The sequence below is a fragment of the Pseudomonas sp. PL-6 genome (assembly GCF_054110165.1).
Window position 1 is genome coordinate 4,444,348 of the sequence record NZ_CM134189.1, and the last position, 22,352, is coordinate 4,466,699.

The following is a 22,352-nucleotide window of genomic DNA, read 5'->3' on the forward strand; positions in this document are numbered from 1 at the left end:
ACTCCCAGATGCCAAGATGCTGCTGCCTTCTGCTCGCCGCCCTGCTGTGGCTACCGAGCCTTGCCGCCACGGCCGAGATCGACGCGCTGCGCCAGGTCAGCGTCGGCTATTACGAATTCCCGCCCTACTCCTACACCGACGCCCAGGGCCGCCCCAGCGGCGCCATCCTCGAACTCAGCGCACGCCTGCTGCGCCACGCCGGCTACCAGGCGCATTTCCGCTCCTACCCCGGTGCGCGCCTGTACAGCGGCCTGCGTGACGGCAGCGTGCAGCTGTGGCCCGGCGCCCCGGGCAAGGCGGAGCTGGTCGGGCACACCCTGGAGGCCCGCCACCGCCTCGGCGAGATCACCCTCAACCTGTATTTCCGCCGCGACACGCCGCTGCCGCGTCTGCCCGACGATCTCAAGGACAGCGGAGTGATCCTGATCAGCGGCTACAGCTACTGGCAGGAGGTCAACCAGTGGCTCGCCGACCCGGCGCTGGGCATAGTGGAACACCGCACCGCCAGCCACACCGCCGCCCTGGAGATGCTGCAGCGCCGCCGCGGCGACTACCTGCTGGACTACCAGACCCCGGTGGAGCAGGCGCGCCGGCGCCTGGGCATGGGCGAGCTGCCCTTCGTCCAGCTACAGCGCCTGCCGCTGAAGCTGATCGTCTCGCGCCATGTCCCCGGCGCCGAGGCGTTGCGCGATGCCCTCGACCGCGCCTACGAGGAACTGCGCGCAGCCGGCGAAGACCTGCAGTTGCCTTGAGCCGTGTCAGCGCGGCTCGGGGCTCTCGCCGTCTCGGAGCAGCGTCAGCGCATGGGCCAGGCTGGCCGCGGACAGTTCGCCGAGATGGCTGCCCAGCTGACGCCCATCAGCGGCGTAGAACAGCGTGCTGGGCAAGGCGCGCGAGCCGACCTGCTCGCCCAGGCGATTGCCGGCGTCGAGCAGCACGTTGCCCAGCCCCGGCGCCTCGGCATCGAGAAAGGCCGCCACCTGCGCGGCGGACTCGCCCTGATTGACGAACAGAAAGGTCATCCCCGGCTCGTCACGCTGCGCGGCGGCCAGCACCGGCATCTCGCGCCGACAGGGCGGGCACCAACTGGCCCAGAGGTTGACCACCAGCGGCTTGCCGGCGAAATCCTGCAGATTGACCGCACGCCCCTGCAGATCCTGCAGGGCCAGATCGGGTAGCCGGGTGCCCTGCTGCAGGGCCTGCAGCACCGCGCTGCCACCCAGCCAGCAGGCCAGGCCCAGCGCCATGGCCGTCGCCAGCGGCCGGCGCAGACGCGCGTCGCGCCACAGGTACCAGGCGCCCAGGGCCAGCGCGGCGAGCAGCCCCGGCCAAGCGAGAAAGCCGCCGTCGCGGATATCCAGCACCCGCCACGGCGCCGCACGGTAGAACTCGGCGTAGACCAGCACGAAGGCCAGTCGGGCCACCAGCAGCCCCAGCAGCAACAGCCGAAACAGCTGCCGCTCCGGGTTGCAGCCCTGGCGCCGGCCACTCCACCAACCCGCCAGGGTCGCCAGCAGCAGGCTGCCGAGCAACAGCAGATGGTCGGTGGCCAGGGCCAATGGGCCGATATCGAGGGTCAACATGGCAACTCCGCAGACAGAAGACAGCGGCTGGGACAGCCCCCGGCCGCCGCGGGTTCACTTGCGCGGCTTGGCCCGCGCGGTGGGTTCGGCGATCAGCGGGTCGTCCGGCCAGTAATGCTTGGGATACCTACCCTTCAGATCCTTCTTCACCTCCAGGTAGGTATTGGCCCAGAAGCTGGCCAGGTCCTGGGTCACCTGCACCGGCCGCCGCGCCGGCGACAGCAGGTGCAGCTTGAGCCCCAGGCGGCCGCCGGCGATGCGCGGGGTGGCGGCCAGGCCGAACAGCTCCTGCAGGCGCACGGCGAGCACCGGCGGCTGTTCCCTGTAGTCGATGGCGATGCGCGAGCCGGACGGCACCGTCAGCGCCCGCGGCGCCAGCTCGTCGAGACGCTGCGGCAGCGGCCAGGGCAGCAGGGTCTGCAGGATCGAAGGCAGGTCGAGGCTGGCGAAGTGGCTGAGACGATTGACCTTGCTCAAGTAAGGCGTCAGCCACTGCTCGAGGCTGGCCAGCAACGCGGCGTCGGACAGGTCCGGCCATTCGCTCTGCCCCTGCTGCCGCATATCCAGTTCGCGCAGCAGCGCCACCCGCGCCTGCCATTGGCGCAGCTCCGGCGTCCAGGGCAGCAGCTCCAGGCCCTTGCGCCGCACCAGGCCGACCAGCGCCCGGCAGCGCGCCTCCTCGTCCAGCGCGGCCAGCGCCTGGCGCTGCAGCACTAGCTCGCCGACCTTGCGCTGACGCTCGGCGCGCAGCACGCCTTCGCGCTCGTCCCAGTCGAGCACGTCCAGCGTCTCGACCTGCTCGGCCAGCTCGCACTCGAACAACGCTGGGTCGAGGTCGGCGGCGAGATAGATGCGCTCCTCGCGCTGGCCCTGGCGACTGCCTAGATCGGCTACCACCAGCCATTCGTGCTTCATCAGCGCGTCACTCTCAGCGAACTGCGCGGCGCGGCCGTTGGCCAGCCGATAGTCGGCGCCACCAGCGCGGCGCTGCTGGGCGATGCGATCGGGGTAGGCGAAGGCCAGCAGGCAGCCGAGCCAGCGCGGGTGCTCGGGCTCGCTCACCGCCTGGGTCACTGGCCGGCCCTTGAGCAGGCCCTGGAACTGCCGCGCCAGTTGCCGGGCGCGCTGTACCCCAGCTTGCGCCGAGCGCGCCGCGCGGCTGTCGCCACTGAGCAGGGCCAGGCGACTGTGCAAATCGGCGCCGCCGCCGCGGAGGATATCGCGCTCGGACAACAGCGCCGCCAGGTCGCAGGCCAGCGCGCCGAGGCCCAGCGCCTGGCCGCGCAGCAACAGGTGGGCGAGACGCGGATGCGCCGGCAGCTCGGCCATGGCCTGGCCGTGGGCGTTGAGCGCGCCGCGCGCATCCAGCGCGCCGAGGCGGCCGAGCAGCTCCAGCGCCTGGGCGTAGGCGGCGGGCGGCGGTGCGTCGAGCCAGCTCAGCTCCTGCGGCGTCACGCCCCAGCGCAGCAGCTGCAGGGCCAGCCCGGCCAGATCCGCCTGAAGAATCTCCGCCGCGGAATAGGCGCTTAGCTGTTCGTGCTGGTGCTCCGACCACAGCCGGTAGCAGGCGCCCGGCTGCAGGCGCCCGGCCCGCCCGGCGCGCTGGGTGGCCGAGGCCCGCGAGATGCGCTGGGTATCGAGGCGGGTCATGCCGCTGGCCGGATCGAAACGCGGCACCCGCGCGAGGCCGGCGTCGACCACCACGCGCACGCCGTCGATGGTCAGGCTGGTCTCGGCGATATTGGTGGCCAGTACCACCTTGCGCGTGCCGGGCGGCGCCGGCTCAATGGCGGCGCGCTGGGCGGACAGATCCAGCTCGCCGTGCAGCGGGCAGAGCCGGATGTCGCCCTGCCCGGCCAGGGCCTCGCCCAGCTGCTCGGCAACGCGGCGGATCTCGGCCTGGCCGGGGAGGAACACCAGCAGACTGCCCGGCTCGTCGGCCAGCGCCTGCAGCACGGTTTGCACCACCCGCGGCTCGATCCACTCGCCCGGCGGCGATGGCGCCCCCCAGCGGATGTCCACCGGGAACATGCGGCCCTCGCTGCGCAGCACTGGCGCCTCGCCGAGCAACGCCGCCAGGCGCTGCCCTTCCAGGGTGGCGGACATCAGCAGCAGCTTGAGCGGCGGCGCACCGCTGTCCGCGCCGCGAAACATGGCGCGGCCATTGAGGCACAGCGCCAGGGCCAGATCGGCGTCCAGGCTGCGCTCGTGGAACTCGTCGAAGATCACCAGGCCGACGCCGTCCAGCGCCGGATCGTCCTGCAGGCGGCGGGCGAGGATGCCCTCGGTAACCACCTCGATGCGGGTGTTCGGCCCGATCCTGCTGTCCAGGCGGATGCGGTAGCCGACGGTCTCGCCGACCCGCTCGCCCAGTTCGCTGGCCAGGCGCTCGGCGGCGGCGCGGGCGGCCAGGCGCCGCGGTTCGAGCATGAGGATCGACTGGCCCGCCAGCCAGTCCTGGTCCAGCAGCGCCAGCGGCACGCGGGTGGTCTTGCCGGCGCCGGGCGGCGCTTCCAGTACGGCTTCGTCACGGGCGGCCAGGGCCTCGCGCAGGGCCGGCAGCAGGGCATCGATGGGCAGGGCGTTCATGGGCTCTCCACGGCAGGCCGGCGATTATAGCGGCGAACTGCCAACAGGCTCGCGGGTCAGAGAGATCGGACAGCAGTTTTGCAATCACCGCCTTGCTATAGTTGCGCCACTTTTCTCCCTGGAGGTGCTCGATGCGCACGCAATCCCGCGTTATCGCCGGCGTTCTCGCCGTCGCCCTGTTCACCCAGCTGACCGCCTGCGGCACCCTGTTCTACCCGGATCGCCGCGGCCAGATCGAAGGCAAGATCGACCCGGCGGTCGCCGCCATGGACGCCATCGGCATCCTGTTCTTCGTCATTCCCGGGCTGATCGCCTTCGCCATCGACTTCGCCACCGGCGCCATCTACCTGCCCGGCGGCCAGACCGCCCAGCTCGACCCGCAGCAGCTCAAGCAACTGGTGGATGCCGAGGGCAAGCTCGACCAGGCCGGCCTCAAGGCGCTGATCGAGCGCAGCACCGGTCACCAGCTGCCGCTGGACGACCCGCGCCTGATCCGCCACAGCGGCAGCGCCCAGCAACTGGCCGCCTTCGGCCTGCGCCCGGCGGCCTGAGCCACTCATGCAGATCCAGCGCCAGCATGCCCGGCTGATGCGCCTGGCCACCGCCGCGGCGCTGGCGGTGGCGCTGAGTCTGGTGCTGGCCAAGGCGATCGCCTGGTGGCTGAGCGGCTCGGTCAGTCTGCTGGCCGGGCTCACCGACTCGCTGCTCGATAGCGCCGCCTCGCTGATCAACCTGGTGGCGGTGCACTTCGCCCTGCAGCCGGCCGATGAGGATCACCGCTACGGCCACGGCAAGGCCGAAGCCCTGGCCGGCCTCGGCCAGTCGCTGTTCATCGGCATCAGCGCCGTGCTGGTGGGGATTCAGGGCGTGCAGCGCCTGCTCGCGCCGCAGCCGCTGGCGGCCGAGGGCCTGGGCATCGCGGTGATGCTGCTGTCGCTGGCGCTGACCGTCGCCCTGCTGCTGTTCCAGCGCCACGTGGTGCGCCAGACCGGCTCCACCGCGATCCACGCCGACTCGCTGCACTACCGCTCGGACATCCTGCTCAACGGCAGCATCCTGCTGGCCTTGCTGCTGGCCAGTCTCGGCTGGCAGCAGGGCGATGCGCTGTTCGCCGTCGGCATCGCCTGCTACATCTTCTGGAGCGCCATCAGCATCGTCCGCGAGGCGGTGGCGGTGCTGATGGACCAGGAACTGCCGCCGGAGATCAGCGCACGCATGCACCAACTGACCTGCGCCGTGCCCGGCGTGCTCGGCGCGCACGACCTGCGCACGCGCATCTCCGGCACCCGCTGGTTCGTCCAGCTGCACCTGGAACTGCCCGGCGAGATCAGCCTGTCCCAAGCCCACGCCCACTGCGTGGCGGTGGAGGCGGCGATCCGCAGCGAATTCCCGCGCGCCGAGGTGCTGGTGCACGCCGACCCGCCGGAAGTGGTCGAGCGCTGAGGCTGCCGCTCGCGGCCAGAGCCGATGAACGGCTGATGCGCGGCGTACCCTACGAACCCGACTCGCCGTCTACGCGACCAATAAAAAAGGGGCCTTGCGGCCCCCTCGGGAAATCTGTCCGGTGCTGGCGGTGTTGTCGCCGCTTTCGTCGCCCGCCTGGTTGGGCAGTGCGGACCCGGGTGCCGGTGCGATCCGGTGGGATCGGCGGCGCCGGCTCGCCTGGTTGGGCGAGGCCGGTGGGACTTGTCGTCCGGGCCGTGAAACTGAGAGAAAGCTTACGCCCGCAGCGCCGAAGAAAGATTGCGAACATTGCTCACAAACCTGTCACTTGCGCAATTTTTAACTAAGCGCGCATGATTAAAAGCAATCCAATCAGATAGCGAGCCAAAAGTGGACAAACTCGACCGCTACGACCTCAATATTCTCGCCGAATTGCAGCGCGACGCCGGCCTGTCCAACCAGGAGCTGGCCGAACGCATCGGCCTGTCGCCCTCGCCCTGCTCGCGGCGGGTCAAGCAGCTGGAGGACGACGGCTACATCCTCGGCCAGGTCGCCCTGCTCGATCGCAAGAAGCTCGGCCTGAGCCTGACCGCCTACGTGCTGATCGGCATGGATCGCCACACCCCGGAGCGTTTCGAGCATTTCCAGGAGCAGATCCGCAAGTGCCCGGAGGTGCTCGAATGCTGCCTGGTCACCGGGATGGACGCCGACTACCAGCTCAAGGTGGTGGTGCCGGACATGGATCACTACCAGAAGCTGCTGCTCGGCACCCTGACCCGCATCGACGGCGTCTCCAGCGTGCGCTCCAGCTTCGTCCTGCAGCAGATCCTCTCCAGCACCCAGCTGCCGCTGCAGCACCTGCGCGACTGAAGGTCGCAGGCCCAGCGCGGAAATGCCGCAGGGCGGATCGGGGCGCGTATAATCTGCGCCCCGCGTTTGCCGTCCGAACCACGAGGCCCCATGGAAACCGAACAATTCGAAGCCCTGATGATGTACGTGCTGGTCGGCGGGCTGATGCTGTTCATGTTCTTCATCATCTGGGACCTGGCGAAGAAGTCCAAGGCCGGCCGCCTGGGTACCGCCATCCTGTTCCTCGGCCTGGGCCTGTGCCTGTTCGCCTTCCTCGCCAAGCCGATCATCACCTACATCATCGAGACCGCCCGCGGCATTCACGGCTGAAGTCGGCCACGGCACGGCCGAGCGACGCGCAAGCGCGCCAGCGCCTGGACATCCGCCCCGAACTCTACGACCTGTGGCTCGACGCGCTGCTGCTGAGCATCAGCGCGCACGACAAGGCGGGCGATGGGGATACTCGCCAGGCCTGGCGCGAGGTGCTGAACAAGGGCATCGCGGTGATCAAGACGGGCTACTGAAAACAGCGGCGGCGCCCTGTAGGGCGCGCCGTGTGCACTAGCCTGCGCGCCCGACCTGCAGAAACGCAAAGGCCCGCCAGAGGGCGGGCCCAGCTGTATCACGCCAGGGACTAGACGCGAAACGCGCCGATCAACTGCTTGAGCCGCGAGACCAGCTCGCTCAGCTCGCGGCTGGCCTGCTCGGTCTGGCTGGCGCCGGCGGCGGTACGCTCACCGGCGTGGTTGATCTCGACGATGTTCTGGTCGATGTCGTGGGCCACCGCGGTCTGCTGCTCGGCGGCGGCGGCGATCTGCTGGTTCTGGTCGACGATCAAGCCCACCGCACCGAGGATGTTCTCCAGCGCCTGCTGCACCTTGGCCGACTCGCTGACCGTGCCATCGGCCATCTGGTGGCTGGCGTTCATCGCCTTGACCGCCGCACCGACGCCGCCCTGCAGCTTGGCGATCATCGACTCGATTTCCTCGGTGGACTGCTGGGTGCGCTTGGCCAGGTTGCGCACCTCGTCGGCCACCACGGCGAAGCCGCGGCCCTGCTCGCCGGCACGCGCCGCCTCGATGGCGGCGTTGAGCGCCAGCAGGTTGGTCTGCTCGGCGATGCCCTTGATCACGTCGAGCACCTGGCTGATCGAGGCGCTGTCGCTGGCCAGCTGGTTGATCACCGCCACCGACTGGTCGATCTCGCCGGCCAGGCGCTGGATGGCGCCGACCTGGGTCTCGACCAGGGCGCGGCCGCTGACCGTTTCCTGGTTGACGCTCTGCGCGCTGCCCACCGCGGCGGCGGCGCTGCGCGCCACTTCCTGGGCAGTGGCGGACATCTGGTTCATCGCCGTGGCCACCTGTTCGATCTGCGCGCGCTGGCCGGCCACCGCCTGGTTGCTCTCGCCGGACACCAGCTCGACGCGGTCGGCCTGGCCCTCGACTTCGCCGACGGTGTGGCCGACCCGCTCGATCAGGTCGTGGATACGCACCACGGTCTGGTTGAACACCTGGCCCAGTTCACCCAGTTCGTCGCGACTCTGCGCCTGGAAGCTCACGGTCATGTCGCCGGCAGCGACCTTTTCCATCACCTGGCCGAGGGTCTTCAGGGTGGCGCGGGTGGAGACGTAGAAGCCGGCGTAGAGGTAGAGAATCAACAGGAACACCACTACCAGGGCCGCCACCAGCAGCACCATCTGCGCGCGGTTGTCGTTCAGGCGCTCGCTCAGCTGGCTGTCGAGGAAGGCCAGCAGGCCGTCGTTGAAGGCATGGGTCTTGGCCATCTGCTGGCTGACCTGGTCGTAGAATTGCGCCCAGGGCGTGTCCAGACTGTCGGCGATGATCACCTGATCCTCGAACAGCACGGCGCTGTCCTTGAGGGTCTGCCGGCTGGCCTCGGCCAGGCTGCCCAGGCCGTTCTGCGCGGCGACGTTGCCGGCCAGCGCTTCCTGCAGGTTGAGGCCGTACTCGGCGTGCAGCTTCTCCAGTTGCAGCAGCAGGTCGTCGAACTTGGTGCTGGCCGCGGAGTTAAGGAAGCCCTGGCCCAGGGAGTAGGAGCCGATGGCCCGGCCCTGGCTGAGCACATCGGTGACCTGCGGGGTGACGTTGGCGATCAGCTCGGTGATCTGCCGCACCTGCCGCTGCGGGTCCTGGCTGAGGCCGGCCTGGCTGGCCACCAGCTTGATGAACACCTGGGAGGAGCCGAGCAGCTTCTCGACTATCACCGTCTTGCTCTGCAACGAGGTCTCGGCCTCGGCGCTCTTCAGTGCGGCGAGCATCTCGTCGCGCTTGGCGGAGAACTCGGCGGCCTGCTCGGCATCGCGCACCACCGGCTCGAGGCCTTGCAGGCCGGCGTCGAGCGCCTGCTGCAACTGCTTGATGCGCCCCTCCAGATCGCCGGCCTGACCGGACTGGCCGATCATCGCGTTGATCTGCACCAGGTCGTTGAGGTTCTCCAGATCGCGGCGCAACTGCAGGCTGTCGCCGAGCAACTCAAGGCTTTCCAGTGCGCTCTGGGTGCCGACGAACTGGCGATAGGAGTCACGCACCAGGTAGAAGTTGGTGACCAGCATGGGCAGGAAGAACAGAACGCTGATCAGGCTGAACTTCATGCCGAAGCTGAGGCGATTCATCAGCGCGATGGCCGGATACAACACGGTCTTCACTAGACGTCTCCAGTTGCCATTATTGTTATGAGTGTTGCCTGGACCGCCGCCGAGCCTCTCATGGGCTGACGACGGCGTCCTGTGCAGCCCGATCTGTATGTGAGTAGGCGCCGTCTATACAGGCAGGCAGTGAGACGGACATCACGAAAACAGGATCGACTACGGCCTCCTATATACCCGTTATCGACGCCGATCTCTGTAACTTAAGGTTAAGCGTCCGTCCCTAGGGGATTAGACCCGCCATCCGTCGCCTGGATTAGCCGCAGCCGTAATCCGGACCATGCAACCGCCGCGGATTTCGGGTTCCACGTTGATCGCCGATTGCGCTCAGACCAGCAGAACCCACAGCGCGTAGCCGGCGTACCAGACCACCGCGGCGCGGATCAGCAGCTGCCAGAGCTGATCCAGGGTATCGACGCCCGCCTCGCCCAGCACCGGCGCCGGCATTTCCCCGGCGGCCCGCCCGGCCTTGATCACCAGCTGCGCCGCGGAAATGTCCCAGCTGAGCAGCTCGTGCAGCAAGGCGCGGCTGACCGCGACGAAATTGCCGACCAGGGCGAAGCTGGAGGCCAGTACCCGCGCCGGCAGCCAGTCGAAGGCGTGCCGCAGCTGCACCGCGCGTTCGCGCAGCGCCGGCTGCTCGGCATGTTCGGCGCAGAGCGCCAGCAGGCGATAGGCCAGGGCGGCCATGGGTCCGAGCAACAGGTACCAGAAGATCACCGCGAAGAAACTCTGGTAGGCCTGCCACAGCAGATGCCCCTGCACCTGCTGCAGGAGTTCGGCGCCCTCCTCCGGCTGCAGCGCCAGGTCACGCTCCACCACGTGGTAGGCCGCCTGCCCGTCACCGCGGCGCCAGGCGTCGCGAAACGGTCCCAGCGCGGTCAGCAGATCGCCCCGTCCCAGGCTGTAGATCAGCACCAGCAGGTGCACCGGCAGCGCCAGCCAGCCGTAGGCCACCGGTTCGAGCACCAGCAGCACCAGGCCCAGCGCCAGCACCGGCACCAGCACCAGCGCCGCCAGGCACAACCAGGGCGCCTGCTGCAGGCTGCCCTGCTGCAGCCGCTGCAACTGGGCCAGCCAGGGGCCGTCCTGCTGGATGCGCAGGCGCCAGGCGGAAAACTTCTCGACCCACAGCACCAGCAGAATCACCAGAAAACTCATCGTACTTCTCCTTTAATCCTTGAGCGCGGCGTGCAGACGCGACCAGTCGAAGGCCGGCCCCGGGTCGGTCTTGCGCCCGGGCGCGATATCGTTGTGGCCACGAATGCGCTGCGCCGACAGCGCCGGGTAGGCGGCCAGCAACTGGCGCGTCAGCTCGCCCAGACAGGCATACTGGGCATCGGTGTAGGGCTGCTCGTCGGTGCCTTCCAGCTCCACGCCGAGGGAAAAATCGTTGCAGTTGTCGCGCCCCTCGAACCAGGACTGCCCGGCATGCCAGGCGCGATCCAGGCAGGAGACGAACTGGGTCAGCGTACCGTCGCGCTCGATGAAGAAATGCGCGGAGACCCGCAGCGTGGCGATCTCGGCATAGAAGGGATGCTCGTCCAGCGGCAGGCGGTTCTGGAAGAACGCCTGCACCTTGCCGGTGCCGAACTGCCCGGGCGGCAGGCTGATGTTATGCACCACCAGCAGCGATACCTCGCCGCTTGGCCGCGCATTGAAATTTGGCGAAGGGCAATGGCCAATGCCCTGGAACCAGCCGGTGGAGGGGTCAAGCTGCATGGGGCGCTCCTGAACGAGGCCCCACTCTAGAGCAGCCAGCCGCAGCGGCCAAGGGCGCGCAAGGATTGGAAAAGATTCGGCCCGGAAATCGGGCACGCGGCTTCGTGGTCGTAGGTTGGGCTGAGAAGCCCGCGACGAAGCCCAACAGCGGCGCACGCCGCATCAGCATCGCCGGGGCCACATGGGTGGCCCGGCAGAACGCCTCAGGCGTTCTTCAGCTTGCGCAGATTGCCGATCACCGACTCCAGGGCGCGGTCGAACAGCAGCGCGTCGTCGAGCAGGCGGATGGCGTTGCGGCGGAACTCCACGGCCAGGCCGGTGCGGGTCTTCTCCAGCACCTTCATGCCGGTGCGGTTGACGAAGACGAACTTGCTGGTGGGCTTGATGATCGCCGCCAGCTTGCAGCGCAGCTTGTGCTCCTCGTCTTCCTGGAACTCGACCCAGCTACCGACGCGCAGGTTGTCCACCTGCAGCAGCGCCTCGTCGTCGTCCGGCAGCGCCACTTCCGGCTCCTGCGGGTGGGTCTGGCCGGGCGCTAGGAGAACGATCTCCTCGATCACCTCGACCATCGCCGGTGCGTCCTCGACCGGCTCGGCCGGCGGCAGCTCCAGCAGCGGCAGCTCGAGGCCGGCTTCGGCCAGGGCGCTACGCTGCTCTTCGTCGAGCGCGGCCGGGGCCACCTCGGCCTCCGGGGTGGCGCGCTTGAAACGCTGGAAGGCCTGCACGTGCAGCACCTCCAGCTGGCTGAAGAACTCGCTGGTGGAGAAGGGATCGAAGGCCGCACTGGCCATCCCCTCGCGCAGCGCCTTGAGCAAGCCGGGCACCAGTTCCAGCAGGCGCAAGCGCGCCTCGGGATCTTCATGCGGCGCCACGCTCCAGACCAGATCGTCCATGGTCTGCAGAGCAGCCTGCCACTCCGGCGAATCCACCCCATGCTTGAGGCAGGAGAGCATCAGTACCTTGCTCCAGGCTTCCTGCAGCAAACGCACCACCACCTCGGGCAGGGTCTTGCCCAGCAGCCGCTCGTTCAAGGCCTGCTCCACCTCGCGGCGGGCCAGTTCGGCCTTGGCGCTGCCTTCCTCGGCATCGCGGGTGCGTTGTTCGAGCAGCTCGCTGCGCCGACGCTCGTCGCCAGTGAAAGCCATGAACTCGGCAAGCAGCTCGGAGAAGATGCTCGGGTCGTCGACGAAATCGTTGAGCAGACGCTGCACCACCTGTTCGATCTTCTGGTACAGGCTGTCGCGCTGGGCGTCGTCCTGATCGACCCAGCCCAGGGCCGCCGAGGCGATCTCGTTGAGCAGCCGGCGCGCCGGGTGGCTGCCGCGGCTGAAGAAGGTCTTGTCCAGCACCGCGACCTTGAGCATGGGAATCTGCAGGCGGCCGATCAGCGCCTTGAGTGAGTCCGGCAGGGTGCGGTCGTCGAGGATGAACTCGAACAGCATCGACACCAGGTTGATCACGTCCTCGTCGACTTCGCCGACCACGCGCGCCTTGCCGCTCTTGGCGCTGGCGCGCACCAGCAGCTGCTCGAGCTGATCGCGCAGGTCGAAATCGGCCACGCTGACCTGTGCCGGCGCGCGCTGCTGCATGTGCGACAGCAGGCGCATCAGGTCGTTGCTGGAAATCGGCAGCGCATCGGCCACCTGGGCGCGCCTGGGCATCGCCGTGCCGCGCACCTGGGAGAGCAGCTCCTGCAGGGCGCCGAACACCTCCTGCACACCCTCTCCGGCTCCTTCCAGCAGCGGAATGCCTTCCTCGCCGGCGCCGTGGGCGTGTACGGAGGCGGCCGGACGCTGCTGCCGACGCGGCGCGGCGGACTTCAGTTCGGGCAGCACACCGGCGACCACCAGTGCCTGGTTGGCCTCGGCGTAGAGCAGATCGCTGCCGCCCAGCACGTATTTTTCGAACAGTTTGAGGATGATCAGCTTGACCTTGATTTCCACGCCCAGGCTGCTGCAGGCATCGAGGAAATGCTCGCTGAGCTGGGTCGGCCCGAGCGGGTTGCTCTTGTCGTCGAGCTTCTTGCTGATCACCGCATTGAGACGGGTGGTGAGGTGCCCGAGGGCGACGCCGTCACGGCTCATTACCTTGGCCACCATGGCATCCAGGGCCACGGTTTCTTCCAGCTCGTCGTTCTGCACCAGGCTCAGGCTGTCGAACGACACCGCATCCAGCGCCGGTTGCGGCCTGCCGATTTCGTACTGATTGAGGCTGGAAAAGGATTCGAAGACCTTCTGCAGGAAACCGCGCTCGATGTTCTTGCGCTTCAGGCGCAGGTCGCGCATGGCCTCGAAGAAGGCGTTCTGCTCGGCATTGCTGGTCGCCCGGTCGGCCATCTCGAAGAGGGTATCGTCGGCGTTGTCGAACAGGCTCTGCAGGCTCTGCTTGAGCTGTTGCGCAGCTTTGTCACGCACCTGAATCAGCGCCACGGGCAGTCTTCCTACCGGCGAAGTTGGCGATTGCTCAGCGGCGGCCTTGTTCAGAGGCACCACATTCGCGTCGGTCTTCATTCTAGTCTCCCGCAGACTGCCCGAACTCGGGCCTTCTGGTCTGCACAGCGTCAACCGAGCGTCGTCCGTAACGTCAAAGGCCTGGCGTCAACAATGAAAAAAGTAAAGGCATTATAGGGAGGCTGCACGCCACACCAAGCCAATTTTTCCCACATCCATGACCCAGGTCACAGATAGTGCCCGACCACCTCCGGACGGTCGTCGCCACGGGACGAGCGCCACACCTACAGCGTAACGGCCCATGCGTCAGCCCGCTGCACCAATGGTCGGCTGCCCCTATAATCGCCGCACCCCCGACCCGGAGCCGACCATGCCCAACCTCACCCTCGCCGACCTCACCGCCGAAATCGAGGCCAATGTCCGCCGCGCCCTGGCCGAGGACATCGGCAGCGGCGACATCACCGCCCAGCTGATTCCCGCCGAGCGCCTGGCCAGCGCCCGCGTCATCACCCGCGAGGCGGCGGTGGTCTGCGGCACGGCCTGGGTCGATGCGGTATTCCGCCAGCTCGACCCGCGCGTGGCGGTGCACTGGCAGGTGCAGGACGGCGACCGGGTCAGCGCCGAGCAGACCCTGTTCAGCGTCGAAGGCCCGGCCCGCGCCCTGCTCAGCGGCGAACGCAGCGCGCTGAACTTCCTGCAGACCCTGTCGGCCGTCGCCACCCGCTGCCGCCACTACGCCGACCTGGTCCAAGGCACCGCGGTAAAGCTGCTGGACACCCGCAAGACCCTGCCCGGCCTGCGCCTGGCGCAGAAATACGCGGTGACCTGCGGCGGCTGCCACAACCACCGCATCGGCCTGTACGACGCCTTCCTTATTAAAGAGAACCATATCGCCGCCTGCGGCGGCATCGCCCAGGCCGTCAGCGCCGCCCAGCAGATCGCCCCGGGCAAGCCGGTGGAGGTGGAAGTGGAGAACCTGGAAGAACTGCGCCAGGCCCTGGCAGCCGGCGCCGATATCGTCATGCTCGACGAGCTTTCACTGGAAGATATGCGCGAGGCCGTACGCCTGACCGCAGGCCGCGCCAAGCTGGAAGCCTCCGGCGGCATCAATGACAGCACCCTGCGCAGCATCGCCGAGACGGGCGTGGACTACATCTCGCTGGGCACCCTGACCAAGGACGTGAAGGCGGTGGACCTGTCGATGCGACTGGCGTTGTAACCACCCTGCGTAGCCCGGATGCAATCCGGGCTACTCGATAGCGAGCTCACAGGCTGGATCACGCTTCGCCGATCCGCCACAGCACCGGAAGGTGGATGAAAAGCTTCATCCACCCTACGCGCAGAGCGTTCGGCTTACGACGCCTGGCGCGCGGCCCCTTCGAGGATATTGAAGAACACGGTTTCCAGGGAAACCGCCGGCTTGATCGTCAGCAGGTGGCCACCGATCTGATTCAGATGGGCGATAAAGGCCGCCAGATCCGCCTGCATCACCTCGCACTCGAACTCACCCTCGCGCAACACGCGAACCTGCTCGCCGATCGGCTGCGCGGCGTGATAGCGCACCAGCATATCGTCGGCGCGCTCGGCGGCCAGTTCGCGCGGGGAACGCACGGTCAGCAGCTCGCCCTTGTTGATGAAACCGAAACGGTCGGCGATGCGCTCGACGTCGTGCAGCACATGGGAGGTGAAGAAAATCGCCCCGCCCTGCTGTTTGAACTCGGTGAGGATATCCACCACATCCTTGCGCCCCACCGGGTCGAGCCCGGACAGCGGCTCGTCCAGCACCAGCAGCCTGGGCTGCACCACCATGGCATGTGCCAGCGCCACGCGCTGCACATTGCCCTTGGACAACTCGCGGATACGCCGCTTGGCGTTCATATCCACGGAGAAGCGCTCCAGCCAGTGCATACACCAGGCATCGGCGTCCGCCCGCTTGATGCCATACATGGACAGGCCCATGCGCAGGATTTCCAGCGGGGTGAACTGCTCGTAAAGCGCCGGCGTCTCGGGTACATAGGCCAGCGGCTGACGCGCCTCGGCACGACGCGCGTCCACACCGTAGATACGCGCCTCTCCCTGATAGTCGTTGATGATGTCCAGCATCACCTTGATGGTGGTGGACTTACCGGCACCATTGGGGCCGACGAAACCGAACACCTCGCCTTCGGTCAGCTCGAAGCTGACTTCGCGAAGCGCCTGCACCGACCTGCCTTTTACATGGAAAGTCTGGCTGACGCCGTGAAACTCCAGTGCGGCATTCAAGACTATTCCTCCACCCCTGCGATCTTCATCTTCTTCAAAACAATCCGACCATCTTTCAACTCGTAACCTAGGCGCAGCGGATCTTTCGGCAAGGCAGCCAATAAGCCGTGCTCGACCAATTGATCCAGATTCCGCAGCGCGCCACTTGCAGCCTCGAAGCGCCGCTGCGCCTCGCGCAAGGCGACCAACCCCTGCAAGCGAACGACACGCTTGTCGAGCATCTGCTGCAACTTCGGATCGCCACGGGCGGCATCGCGCTGCTGGACCAGGTACTCCAGGGCCAGTTTCTCGTCGGCAAAGCTTTCCGCCTGCAGCATCACCGCCAGCTTGCGAAAGCTGGCGGCATTGTCGGTCGCCCGCTTGGCCGCCAGCTCCAACGCGCGGCTGGCCTCGTCGATATCCTTGTTGAAGAAGGCCTGGTTGAAACCATAGAAAAACGCCGGCAGCTCATCCCAGAAGCGACACTGCATGGCCCGACGCAGCACCTCGGTGCCCTCGCGATCCGCACCACCCCAGGTCAGCAAGCCATTGGCCAGGTAGTAGTTATCTTCATGACAGGGGTTGAGCTTCGCCACCTCCTGCTGGGCACGGATCAGATAGCCGGTATCCGCCCGCCCAAACTCTACCCCGGTAGCTGCCAGGCGCATGGCCTCAAGGTTGGCGGCAAGGAAGCGGTCGCCGCCAAACAAAACCAGCAACACAGGCGCGGCAATAACCACCCGCCCCTCGACAACCGGCGCCACCTGCTGAGGCACCTGGGTACGCCATTGCGAGGCCGCGAAGAATACGCCAAACCCCAGCAGGGTCAGCAGGAGAGGCCTGTAAGATCGGCGGCGCATAATCAACTGAAGTGCTTGCGTTGCAGCGCCCACACCGACAACGCCAGCAGGGCGATGGCATAGCCCAGGCTGGAGAGCAGCAGCCAAGACCAGTCGGCAGGGAGAAAGTCCATCTTGCCGTAGAGCGCGACCATACGCACATCCAGCGCACCGAGATCCGGTAGCAGATAGCCCAGCACGCCAAGACTGGCACGATAGCTCTCGGCATTGCTCACCAACCCTGCATCGCGGCCAAGCAACTCGACGATGGCACCATAGGAACGCGCCACCAGCATAAAGCCGAAAGTGCCAACCAACACGAAGCTAGGCGTCGAGGCCACTACCGCCAGCAGAGTCGCCAGCGCGGTAAGCACCAGCAGGTCGAGAGCAATAAAGGCGATAACGACCACATAGGGCCACCCCAGAGCGACCGGAGTGGCCTGTGGATAGACACCGGCGATAACTTGCACTAGGCCGATCTGCAATACGCCCAAGACCAGCAACAACCCCAATACCAGCGCCAGCGCCGCGGCAAAACGACCGAGCAACAGACTGCTGCGCGCCCGCGGATAGGTCAGCGAGCTAAGGTAGTAACGCTTGTCGAACTCGCGCGACAGCAGTTCTTGCACCAAGAGCACAACTAACAGCGGCAACAGCAGGCGAATAGAGGAAAAACCGACATCTAGCGCCACAGCAGCTAACTGGCGACCACCGAAATAGGCGGACAACAGAGTGGACAGCGTCACCACTAGTAGAACACCGACGACCATCCAGAGGAACTTAGCCTTGAACGCAAGGCGCAATGCAACTATAAAATCACGAAAGATAGACATATTTCATTGAGCAAAAGCTAAAGCCAAAATAATCACCCCTTACGACCACGATACCGCTTAACCATCCATGATCATCCTAAATCAATAAAATGAAGCCAGCATCACACTGATACCATTCTTCGCATCCGACTCAGCAGTCAAATCATTAGACTTAGATCTAGCCTCAAGATACAAGGGAGCAGCTAATGATGCCAATATGCCCAGTATGGCAACAGTTATCATCAATTCCACCAGAGTGAAGCCAGCCGAATTTCCTTTCACAGAAATATCTCCAGCAAAAAGGGCGGCCGAAGCCACCCTCAATAACCTCAAAACAACCGATGACTCACAGCCCCGCAGCGGCAGCCGCTTCAGCAGTGGTATTACCCCCAGTACGGCAGTTGGCAGCAGAGGTACCTTGCACGGCGCCACCACCACTGTTAGCAGTAAAGGCCAACCCACCCTGAACCACTGCAGTACCCGCATCAGCAGCATCCCCCGTATCCGGGGTAGCAGTGCAGCCGGTTGGCGCATCGGGAGCACCAACAGTGCAACTGACAGTTACATCACCTTTCCGACCATTAGGATGGCAGGTCGCAATGGCAACAATATTGTCGACAGTATTACATGCATAAGCGCCAAAAACGCCAGACGAGGTATTAATGCGAACCGCCTCAGTCAACAGAGAGCAGCCAGTCGCATCAGGAACAATGTTACCGTCAGGAAGCGCAGTACCCGCATTATCAGCAGCCATTACACCGGCCGAAAAAGCCGCAGCGACCACCAGCGCAAAAAGATTCTTTTTCATACAGTTTCTCCCAATCCGACTCGAAATTAGCGCTGCGCAGCGGTCAGCACGGTAATGCCATTTTTGGCGTCAGCATTAGCAGTCGAGTCATTAGCTCTCGCACGATACTCATTGAACTGAGGAATCGCGATGGCGGCGAGGATACCAATGATCGCAATCACGATCATCAATTCGATCAGGGTGAAACCCTTTTGCTTCTTCAGAGACTTCATAAATAACTCCCATATTGTGAAGGTCGAGGACCCGAGATAGGCAATGCAGAACCCATGCCACATACGACAACAGCGCAGAATCGGCATGAGCAGCACCAGCAACACCTGAAGGCAAACCTCAAAAGTCACCTACTGACACTTTTGGTCACCCCTATAGAACCCGCTTGGGCCAATGCATGGCTTTAGGCTATAAGAGTGCATCAACCCTCAGTTCGATAAGTGCAGAATGAACGACGCCCCCTCCCTGACCGGCCTGGCCCGGCAACTGGTCAACGCCGAACTGCTCGACGAGCGCGCCGCCAGCCAGGCCCAGGCGCAGGCCCTGCGCAACAAGATCCCCCTGGTGTCGTATCTGGTGCAGAACAAGCTGGCCTCCAGCCGGGCGTTGGCGGAGATCGCCTCCGAGCAGTTCGGTGTGCCCTACTTCGATCTGACGGCCATCGACAAGGACAGCCAGCCTCGCGACGTCATCAGCGAGAAGCTGTGCCGCCAGCACCGCGTGCTGCCGCTGTACCGCCGTGGCAACAAGCTGTTTATCGCACTGTCCGACCCGACCAACCACCAGGCCGTTACCGATGTGCAGTTCAGCACCGGCCTCAGCACCGAGGCGCTACTGGTCGAGGACGACCGGCTTGGCGAAGCGCTGGACAAGTTCTTCGATACCGGCAATACCGGCATGGAAGACCTGGCCGACGTCGACCTGGATGGGCTCGACGTGGAGGCGGTTAACGACGACAAGGACGACGGCGGTAGCGGCGGCGACGCCGACGATGCGCCGGTGGTGCGTTTTATCAACAAGATGCTGCTGGATGCCATCAAGGGCGGCTCCTCCGACCTGCACTTCGAGCCCTACGAGAAGGTCTACCGCGTGCGCTTTCGCACCGACGGCATCCTGCACGAGGTCGCCCGCCCACCGATCCAGCTCTCCAGCCGCCTCTCGGCGCGCCTCAAGGTCATGGCCCAGCTGGATATCTCCGAGCGCCGCAAGCCGCAGGATGGCCGGATCAAGATGAAGATCTCGAAGAACAAGGCCATCGATTTTCGCGTCAACACCCTGCCCACCCTGTGGGGCGAGAAGATCGTGATGCGGATTCTCGACCCCACCAGCGCGCAGATGGGCATCGACGCATTGGGTTACGAGGAGTACCAGAAAGACCTCTATATGACTGCCCTGAAACAACCGCAGGGCATGATCCTGGTTACCGGCCCCACCGGCTCGGGCAAGACGGTGTCGCTCTATACCGGCCTGAATATCCTCAACACCACGGATATCAATATCTCCACCGCGGAAGACCCGGTGGAGATCAACCTGGAAGGCATCAACCAGGTCAACGTCAACCCCAAGCACGGCATGGACTTCGCCCAGGCCCTGCGCGCCTTCCTGCGCCAGGACCCGGACGTGATCATGGTCGGCGAGATCCGCGACCTGGAAACCGCCGAGATCGCCATCAAGGCCGCGCAGACCGGGCATATGGTGATGTCCACCCTGCACACCAACAGCGCCGCGGAAACCCTGACCCGCCTGCGCAATATGGGCGTGCCAGCGTTCAATATTGCCACCTCGGTCAACCTGATCATCGCCCAGCGCCTGGCGCGCAAACTCTGCAACTGCAAGAAGGAAGTGGAAGTACCGCGGGAGGTTCTGCTCAAGGAAGGTTTCCCCGAGAGCAAGATCGGCAGCTTCAAGCTCTACGCCCCCAATGGCTGCGACAATTGCAAAGGCGGCTATAAAGGAAGGGTGGGGATTTATGAAGTAGTTAAAATCACGCCTTCACTGCAACGCATTATCATGGCTGAAGGTAACTCCATCGAAATTGCCGCACAGGCGAAAGCCGATGGCTTCAACGATCTACGCACCTCCGGGCTATTCAAAGCGATGCAAGGCATCACCAGCCTGGAAGAAGTCAACCGCGTGACCAAGGATTAATCCATGGCGGCAAAAGCACTAAAAACCAGCGTATTCGCCTGGGAAGGTACCGACAGGAAGGGCGGCAAGGTCAAGGGCGAGCTATCCGGCCAATCCCCCGCCCTGGTCAAGGCGCAACTGCGCAAGCAGGGCATCAACCCGCTCAAGGTACGCAAGAAGGCCGCCCCGCTGTTCGCCGCGGGGAAGAAGATCAAGCCGTTGGACATCGCCCTGTTCACCCGGCAGATGGCTACCATGATGAAAGCCGGCGTGCCGCTGCTGCAATCCTTCGACATCATCGGCGAAGGCTTCGACAACCCCAATATGCGCAAGCTGATCGACGAGGTGAAACAGGAAGTGGCCGCGGGCAACAGCTTCGCCGCCTCGCTGCGCAAGAAGCCGATGTATTTCGACGACCTGTATTGCAACCTGGTGGACTCGGGCGAGCAATCCGGCGCCCTGGAAACCCTGCTGGATCGTATCGCCACCTACAAGGAAAAGACCGAGGCGCTCAAGGCCAAGATCAAGAAGGCCATGACCTACCCGATCGCGGTGATAGTGGTGGCGGTGATCGTGACCGCCATTCTGCTGATCAAGGTGGTGCCGCAGTTCGAGTCGGTGTTCCAGGGCTTCGGCGCGGAGCTGCCGGCCTTTACCCAGGTGGTGGTGGATCTTTCCCGCGGCCTGCAGCGCTGGTGGTTCGTGGTGCTGGGCGTGCTGTTCGCCGCCACCTTCGCCTTCGCGCAGGCGCACAAGCGTTCGGAGAAGTTTCGCGACTTCCTCGATAGAACCCTGCTCAAGGCGCCCATCGTCGGCGACATCCTGTACAAGGCTGTGGTCGCGCGCTTCGCCCGCACCCTGGCGACCACCTTCGCCGCCGGCGTACCGCTGGTCGATGCGCTGGACTCGGTGGCCGGCGCCACGGGCAACGTGGTGTTTCGCAATGCGGTGAACAAGATCAAGGTCGATGTGTCGTCGGGCACCCAGCTGAACTTCTCCATGCGCACCACCGGCATCTTCCCCACCATGGCCGTGCAGATGACCGCCATCGGCGAGGAGGCCGGCTCGCTGGACGAGATGCTGGACAAGACCGCCAGCTTCTACGAAGCCGAAGTGGACAACGCGGTGGACAACCTGACCACGCTGATGGAGCCGCTGATCATGTCGGTGCTCGGCGTGCTGGTAGGCGGCCTGATCATCGCTATGTACCTGCCCATCTTCCAACTGGGCGCGGTGGTCGGCTGACTTATGCTGCTGGATTTTTTGGCCAGCCACGCGCTGGCCTTTGTTTTCTGCGCCCTGCTGCTCGGCCTGCTGATCGGCAGCTTCCTCAACGTGGTGATCTACCGCCTGCCGCTGATGCTGCAGCGCGACTGGCAGAGCCAGGCGCGCGAGGTGCTGGAGTTGCCGCCGGCGCCCAAGGCGCAGACGTTCAACCTGGTTCTGCCCAATTCCAGTTGCCCCAGCTGCGGCCATGAAATCCGTCCCTGGGAGAATATCCCGCTGATCAGCTATCTGCTGCTGCGCGGCAAGTGTTCGAACTGCAAGGCACCGATCGGCAAGCGCTACCCGCTGGTGGAGCTGGCCTGCGGGCTGCTCTCCGGCTATGTCGCCTGGCATTTCGGCTTTACCTGGCAAGCCGGCGCCATGCTGGTGCTGGCCTGGGGCCTGCTGGCGATGAGCCTGATCGATGCCGACCACCAATTGCTGCCCGATGTGCTGGTGCTGCCGCTGCTGTGGCTGGGGCTGATCGTTAACTATTTCGGTCTGTTCACCAGCCTGGAAGACGCGCTGTGGGGGGCGATTGCCGGCTACCTGAGCCTGTGGTCGGTGTACTGGCTGTTCAAGCTGATCACCGGCAAGGAAGGCATGGGCTATGGCGATTTCAAGCTGCTGGCCATGCTCGGCGCCTGGGGTGGCTGGCAGATTCTGCCGCTGACCATCCTGCTGTCGTCGCTGGTCGGCGCGGTGCTCGGGGTGATCATGCTGCGCCTGCGCGGCAGCGACGCCGGCACGCCGATCCCCTTCGGCCCCTACCTGGCCATCGCCGGCTGGATCGCCCTGCTCTGGGGCGATGCGATTACCGGCAGCTATCTGAAGTTCGCCGGATTCTAGCCGTGGGGTGCGCCGCGCGCACCAACCAACCGGTTCCGCCAGAGGCCCAGGCCGGACATGCCGCCAGGCTTGTCCAGCGCGGAACCGGCAATGGTGGACAAGGTGTCGCCATGTCCAC

Annotated in this window: 21 protein-coding genes and 2 pseudogenes; 10 read left to right on the forward strand and 13 right to left on the reverse strand. The window is 65.4% G+C overall.

Annotated features, from left to right (window positions below):
• Positions 1-8: 8 nt before the first annotated feature.
• Positions 9-752, forward strand: coding sequence for a substrate-binding periplasmic protein (locus tag ACW9UL_RS19300; protein ID WP_122108987.1), 744 nt, complete (start codon positions 9-11; stop codon positions 750-752).
• A 6-nt stretch (positions 753-758) separates the two neighbouring features.
• Here the strand turns inward: ACW9UL_RS19300 and ACW9UL_RS19305 are convergent, their stop codons facing one another.
• Positions 759-1,583 (reverse strand): TlpA family protein disulfide reductase, encoded by an 825-nt coding sequence (locus ACW9UL_RS19305; protein ID WP_457787979.1) that lies wholly within the window; start codon positions 1,581-1,583, stop codon positions 759-761.
• Positions 1,584-1,637: 54 nt separating this feature from the next.
• Positions 1,638-4,172, reverse strand: coding sequence for an ATP-dependent helicase HrpB (gene hrpB, locus ACW9UL_RS19310; protein WP_457787980.1), 2,535 nt, complete (start codon positions 4,170-4,172; stop codon positions 1,638-1,640).
• Positions 4,173-4,303: 131 nt separating this feature from the next.
• Between hrpB and pmcY the strand changes: the two genes are divergently transcribed.
• The 5 genes and pseudogenes from pmcY to ACW9UL_RS19335 form a co-directional block, all read left to right on the forward strand.
• On the forward strand, positions 4,304-4,723 hold the full coding sequence (gene pmcY, locus ACW9UL_RS19315; RefSeq protein WP_457787981.1) for a periplasmic Zn2+ metallochaperone PmcY: 420 nt from the start codon (positions 4,304-4,306) through the stop codon (positions 4,721-4,723).
• A gap of 7 nt (positions 4,724-4,730) precedes the next feature.
• A complete protein-coding gene (locus tag ACW9UL_RS19320) occupies positions 4,731-5,615 on the forward strand; it encodes a cation diffusion facilitator family transporter (protein ID WP_457787982.1) in 885 nt (294 codons plus the stop codon).
• A gap of 390 nt (positions 5,616-6,005) precedes the next feature.
• Positions 6,006-6,485, forward strand: a complete 480-nt coding sequence (locus ACW9UL_RS19325) for an Lrp/AsnC family transcriptional regulator (protein WP_021443909.1) — start codon at positions 6,006-6,008, stop codon at positions 6,483-6,485.
• Between the two features lie 90 nt (positions 6,486-6,575).
• A complete protein-coding gene (locus tag ACW9UL_RS19330) occupies positions 6,576-6,794 on the forward strand; it encodes a DUF2788 domain-containing protein (RefSeq protein ID WP_003240295.1) in 219 nt (72 codons plus the stop codon).
• A 26-nt stretch (positions 6,795-6,820) separates the two neighbouring features.
• Positions 6,821-6,988, forward strand: a pseudogene (locus tag ACW9UL_RS19335) (globin); the annotation flags it as partial.
• 110 nt (positions 6,989-7,098) lie between these two features.
• Here the strand turns inward: ACW9UL_RS19335 and ACW9UL_RS19340 are convergent.
• The 5 genes and pseudogenes from ACW9UL_RS19340 to ACW9UL_RS19360 form a co-directional block, all read right to left on the reverse strand.
• Positions 7,099-7,812 (reverse strand): methyl-accepting chemotaxis protein, encoded by a 714-nt coding sequence (locus ACW9UL_RS19340; protein ID WP_457790996.1) that lies wholly within the window; start codon positions 7,810-7,812, stop codon positions 7,099-7,101.
• A gap of 141 nt (positions 7,813-7,953) precedes the next feature.
• Positions 7,954-9,096: pseudogene (locus ACW9UL_RS19345) on the reverse strand (HAMP domain-containing protein); the annotation flags it as partial.
• Between the two features lie 360 nt (positions 9,097-9,456).
• Positions 9,457-10,290, reverse strand: coding sequence for a regulatory signaling modulator protein AmpE (gene ampE, locus ACW9UL_RS19350; protein WP_122108142.1), 834 nt, complete (start codon positions 10,288-10,290; stop codon positions 9,457-9,459).
• A 12-nt stretch (positions 10,291-10,302) separates the two neighbouring features.
• The gene (gene ampD, locus ACW9UL_RS19355) at positions 10,303-10,851 is read right to left on the reverse strand and encodes a 1,6-anhydro-N-acetylmuramyl-L-alanine amidase AmpD (RefSeq protein WP_457787983.1); all 549 of its coding nucleotides are present in this window, start codon (positions 10,849-10,851) and stop codon (positions 10,303-10,305) included.
• Between the two features lie 203 nt (positions 10,852-11,054).
• Positions 11,055-13,361 carry a DUF1631 domain-containing protein gene (locus ACW9UL_RS19360; protein WP_457787984.1) on the reverse strand — a complete coding sequence of 769 codons (2,307 nt, stop codon included), beginning with the start codon at positions 13,359-13,361 and terminating at the stop codon, positions 11,055-11,057.
• A gap of 310 nt (positions 13,362-13,671) precedes the next feature.
• On the opposite strand from ACW9UL_RS19360, the gene nadC reads away from it, so the two are divergent.
• Complete coding sequence (gene nadC / locus ACW9UL_RS19365; RefSeq protein ID WP_457787985.1) at positions 13,672-14,520, forward strand: carboxylating nicotinate-nucleotide diphosphorylase; 849 nt, start codon at positions 13,672-13,674, stop codon at positions 14,518-14,520.
• 134 nt (positions 14,521-14,654) lie between these two features.
• Here the strand turns inward: nadC and ACW9UL_RS19370 are convergent, their stop codons facing one another.
• From ACW9UL_RS19370 to ACW9UL_RS19395, 6 genes are all read right to left on the reverse strand, one after another.
• Positions 14,655-15,563 (reverse strand): ABC transporter ATP-binding protein, encoded by a 909-nt coding sequence (locus ACW9UL_RS19370; protein WP_457787986.1) that lies wholly within the window; start codon positions 15,561-15,563, stop codon positions 14,655-14,657.
• 2 nt (positions 15,564-15,565) lie between these two features.
• On the reverse strand, positions 15,566-16,402 hold the full coding sequence (locus tag ACW9UL_RS19375; RefSeq protein ID WP_457790998.1) for a hypothetical protein: 837 nt from the start codon (positions 16,400-16,402) through the stop codon (positions 15,566-15,568).
• Positions 16,403-16,404: 2 nt separating this feature from the next.
• The gene (locus ACW9UL_RS19380) at positions 16,405-17,214 is read right to left on the reverse strand and encodes a hypothetical protein (RefSeq protein WP_457787987.1); all 810 of its coding nucleotides are present in this window, start codon (positions 17,212-17,214) and stop codon (positions 16,405-16,407) included.
• 81 nt (positions 17,215-17,295) lie between these two features.
• The gene (locus ACW9UL_RS19385) at positions 17,296-17,511 is read right to left on the reverse strand and encodes a type IV pilin protein (protein ID WP_457787988.1); all 216 of its coding nucleotides are present in this window, start codon (positions 17,509-17,511) and stop codon (positions 17,296-17,298) included.
• 28 nt (positions 17,512-17,539) lie between these two features.
• On the reverse strand, positions 17,540-18,001 hold the full coding sequence (locus ACW9UL_RS19390) for a hypothetical protein (protein ID WP_457787989.1): 462 nt from the start codon (positions 17,999-18,001) through the stop codon (positions 17,540-17,542).
• A gap of 26 nt (positions 18,002-18,027) precedes the next feature.
• Entirely contained in the window at positions 18,028-18,213 is a 186-nt protein-coding gene (locus tag ACW9UL_RS19395; protein ID WP_457787990.1) for a prepilin-type N-terminal cleavage/methylation domain-containing protein, read from the reverse strand.
• Between the two features lie 226 nt (positions 18,214-18,439).
• Here ACW9UL_RS19395 and pilB point away from each other — a divergent pair, with 226 nt between their 5' ends.
• Genes pilB through ACW9UL_RS19410 form a run of 3 tightly spaced genes read left to right on the forward strand, consistent with a single transcriptional unit; the run spans position 18,440 to position 22,234 of the window.
• Positions 18,440-20,140 carry a type IV-A pilus assembly ATPase PilB gene (gene pilB, locus ACW9UL_RS19400; protein ID WP_457787991.1) on the forward strand — a complete coding sequence of 567 codons (1,701 nt, stop codon included), beginning with the start codon at positions 18,440-18,442 and terminating at the stop codon, positions 20,138-20,140.
• Between the two features lie 3 nt (positions 20,141-20,143).
• The gene (locus ACW9UL_RS19405) at positions 20,144-21,364 is read left to right on the forward strand and encodes a type II secretion system F family protein (RefSeq protein ID WP_457787992.1); all 1,221 of its coding nucleotides are present in this window, start codon (positions 20,144-20,146) and stop codon (positions 21,362-21,364) included.
• Positions 21,365-21,367: 3 nt separating this feature from the next.
• The gene (locus tag ACW9UL_RS19410) at positions 21,368-22,234 is read left to right on the forward strand and encodes a prepilin peptidase (protein WP_457787993.1); all 867 of its coding nucleotides are present in this window, start codon (positions 21,368-21,370) and stop codon (positions 22,232-22,234) included.
• Positions 22,235-22,352 lie beyond the last annotated feature (118 nt).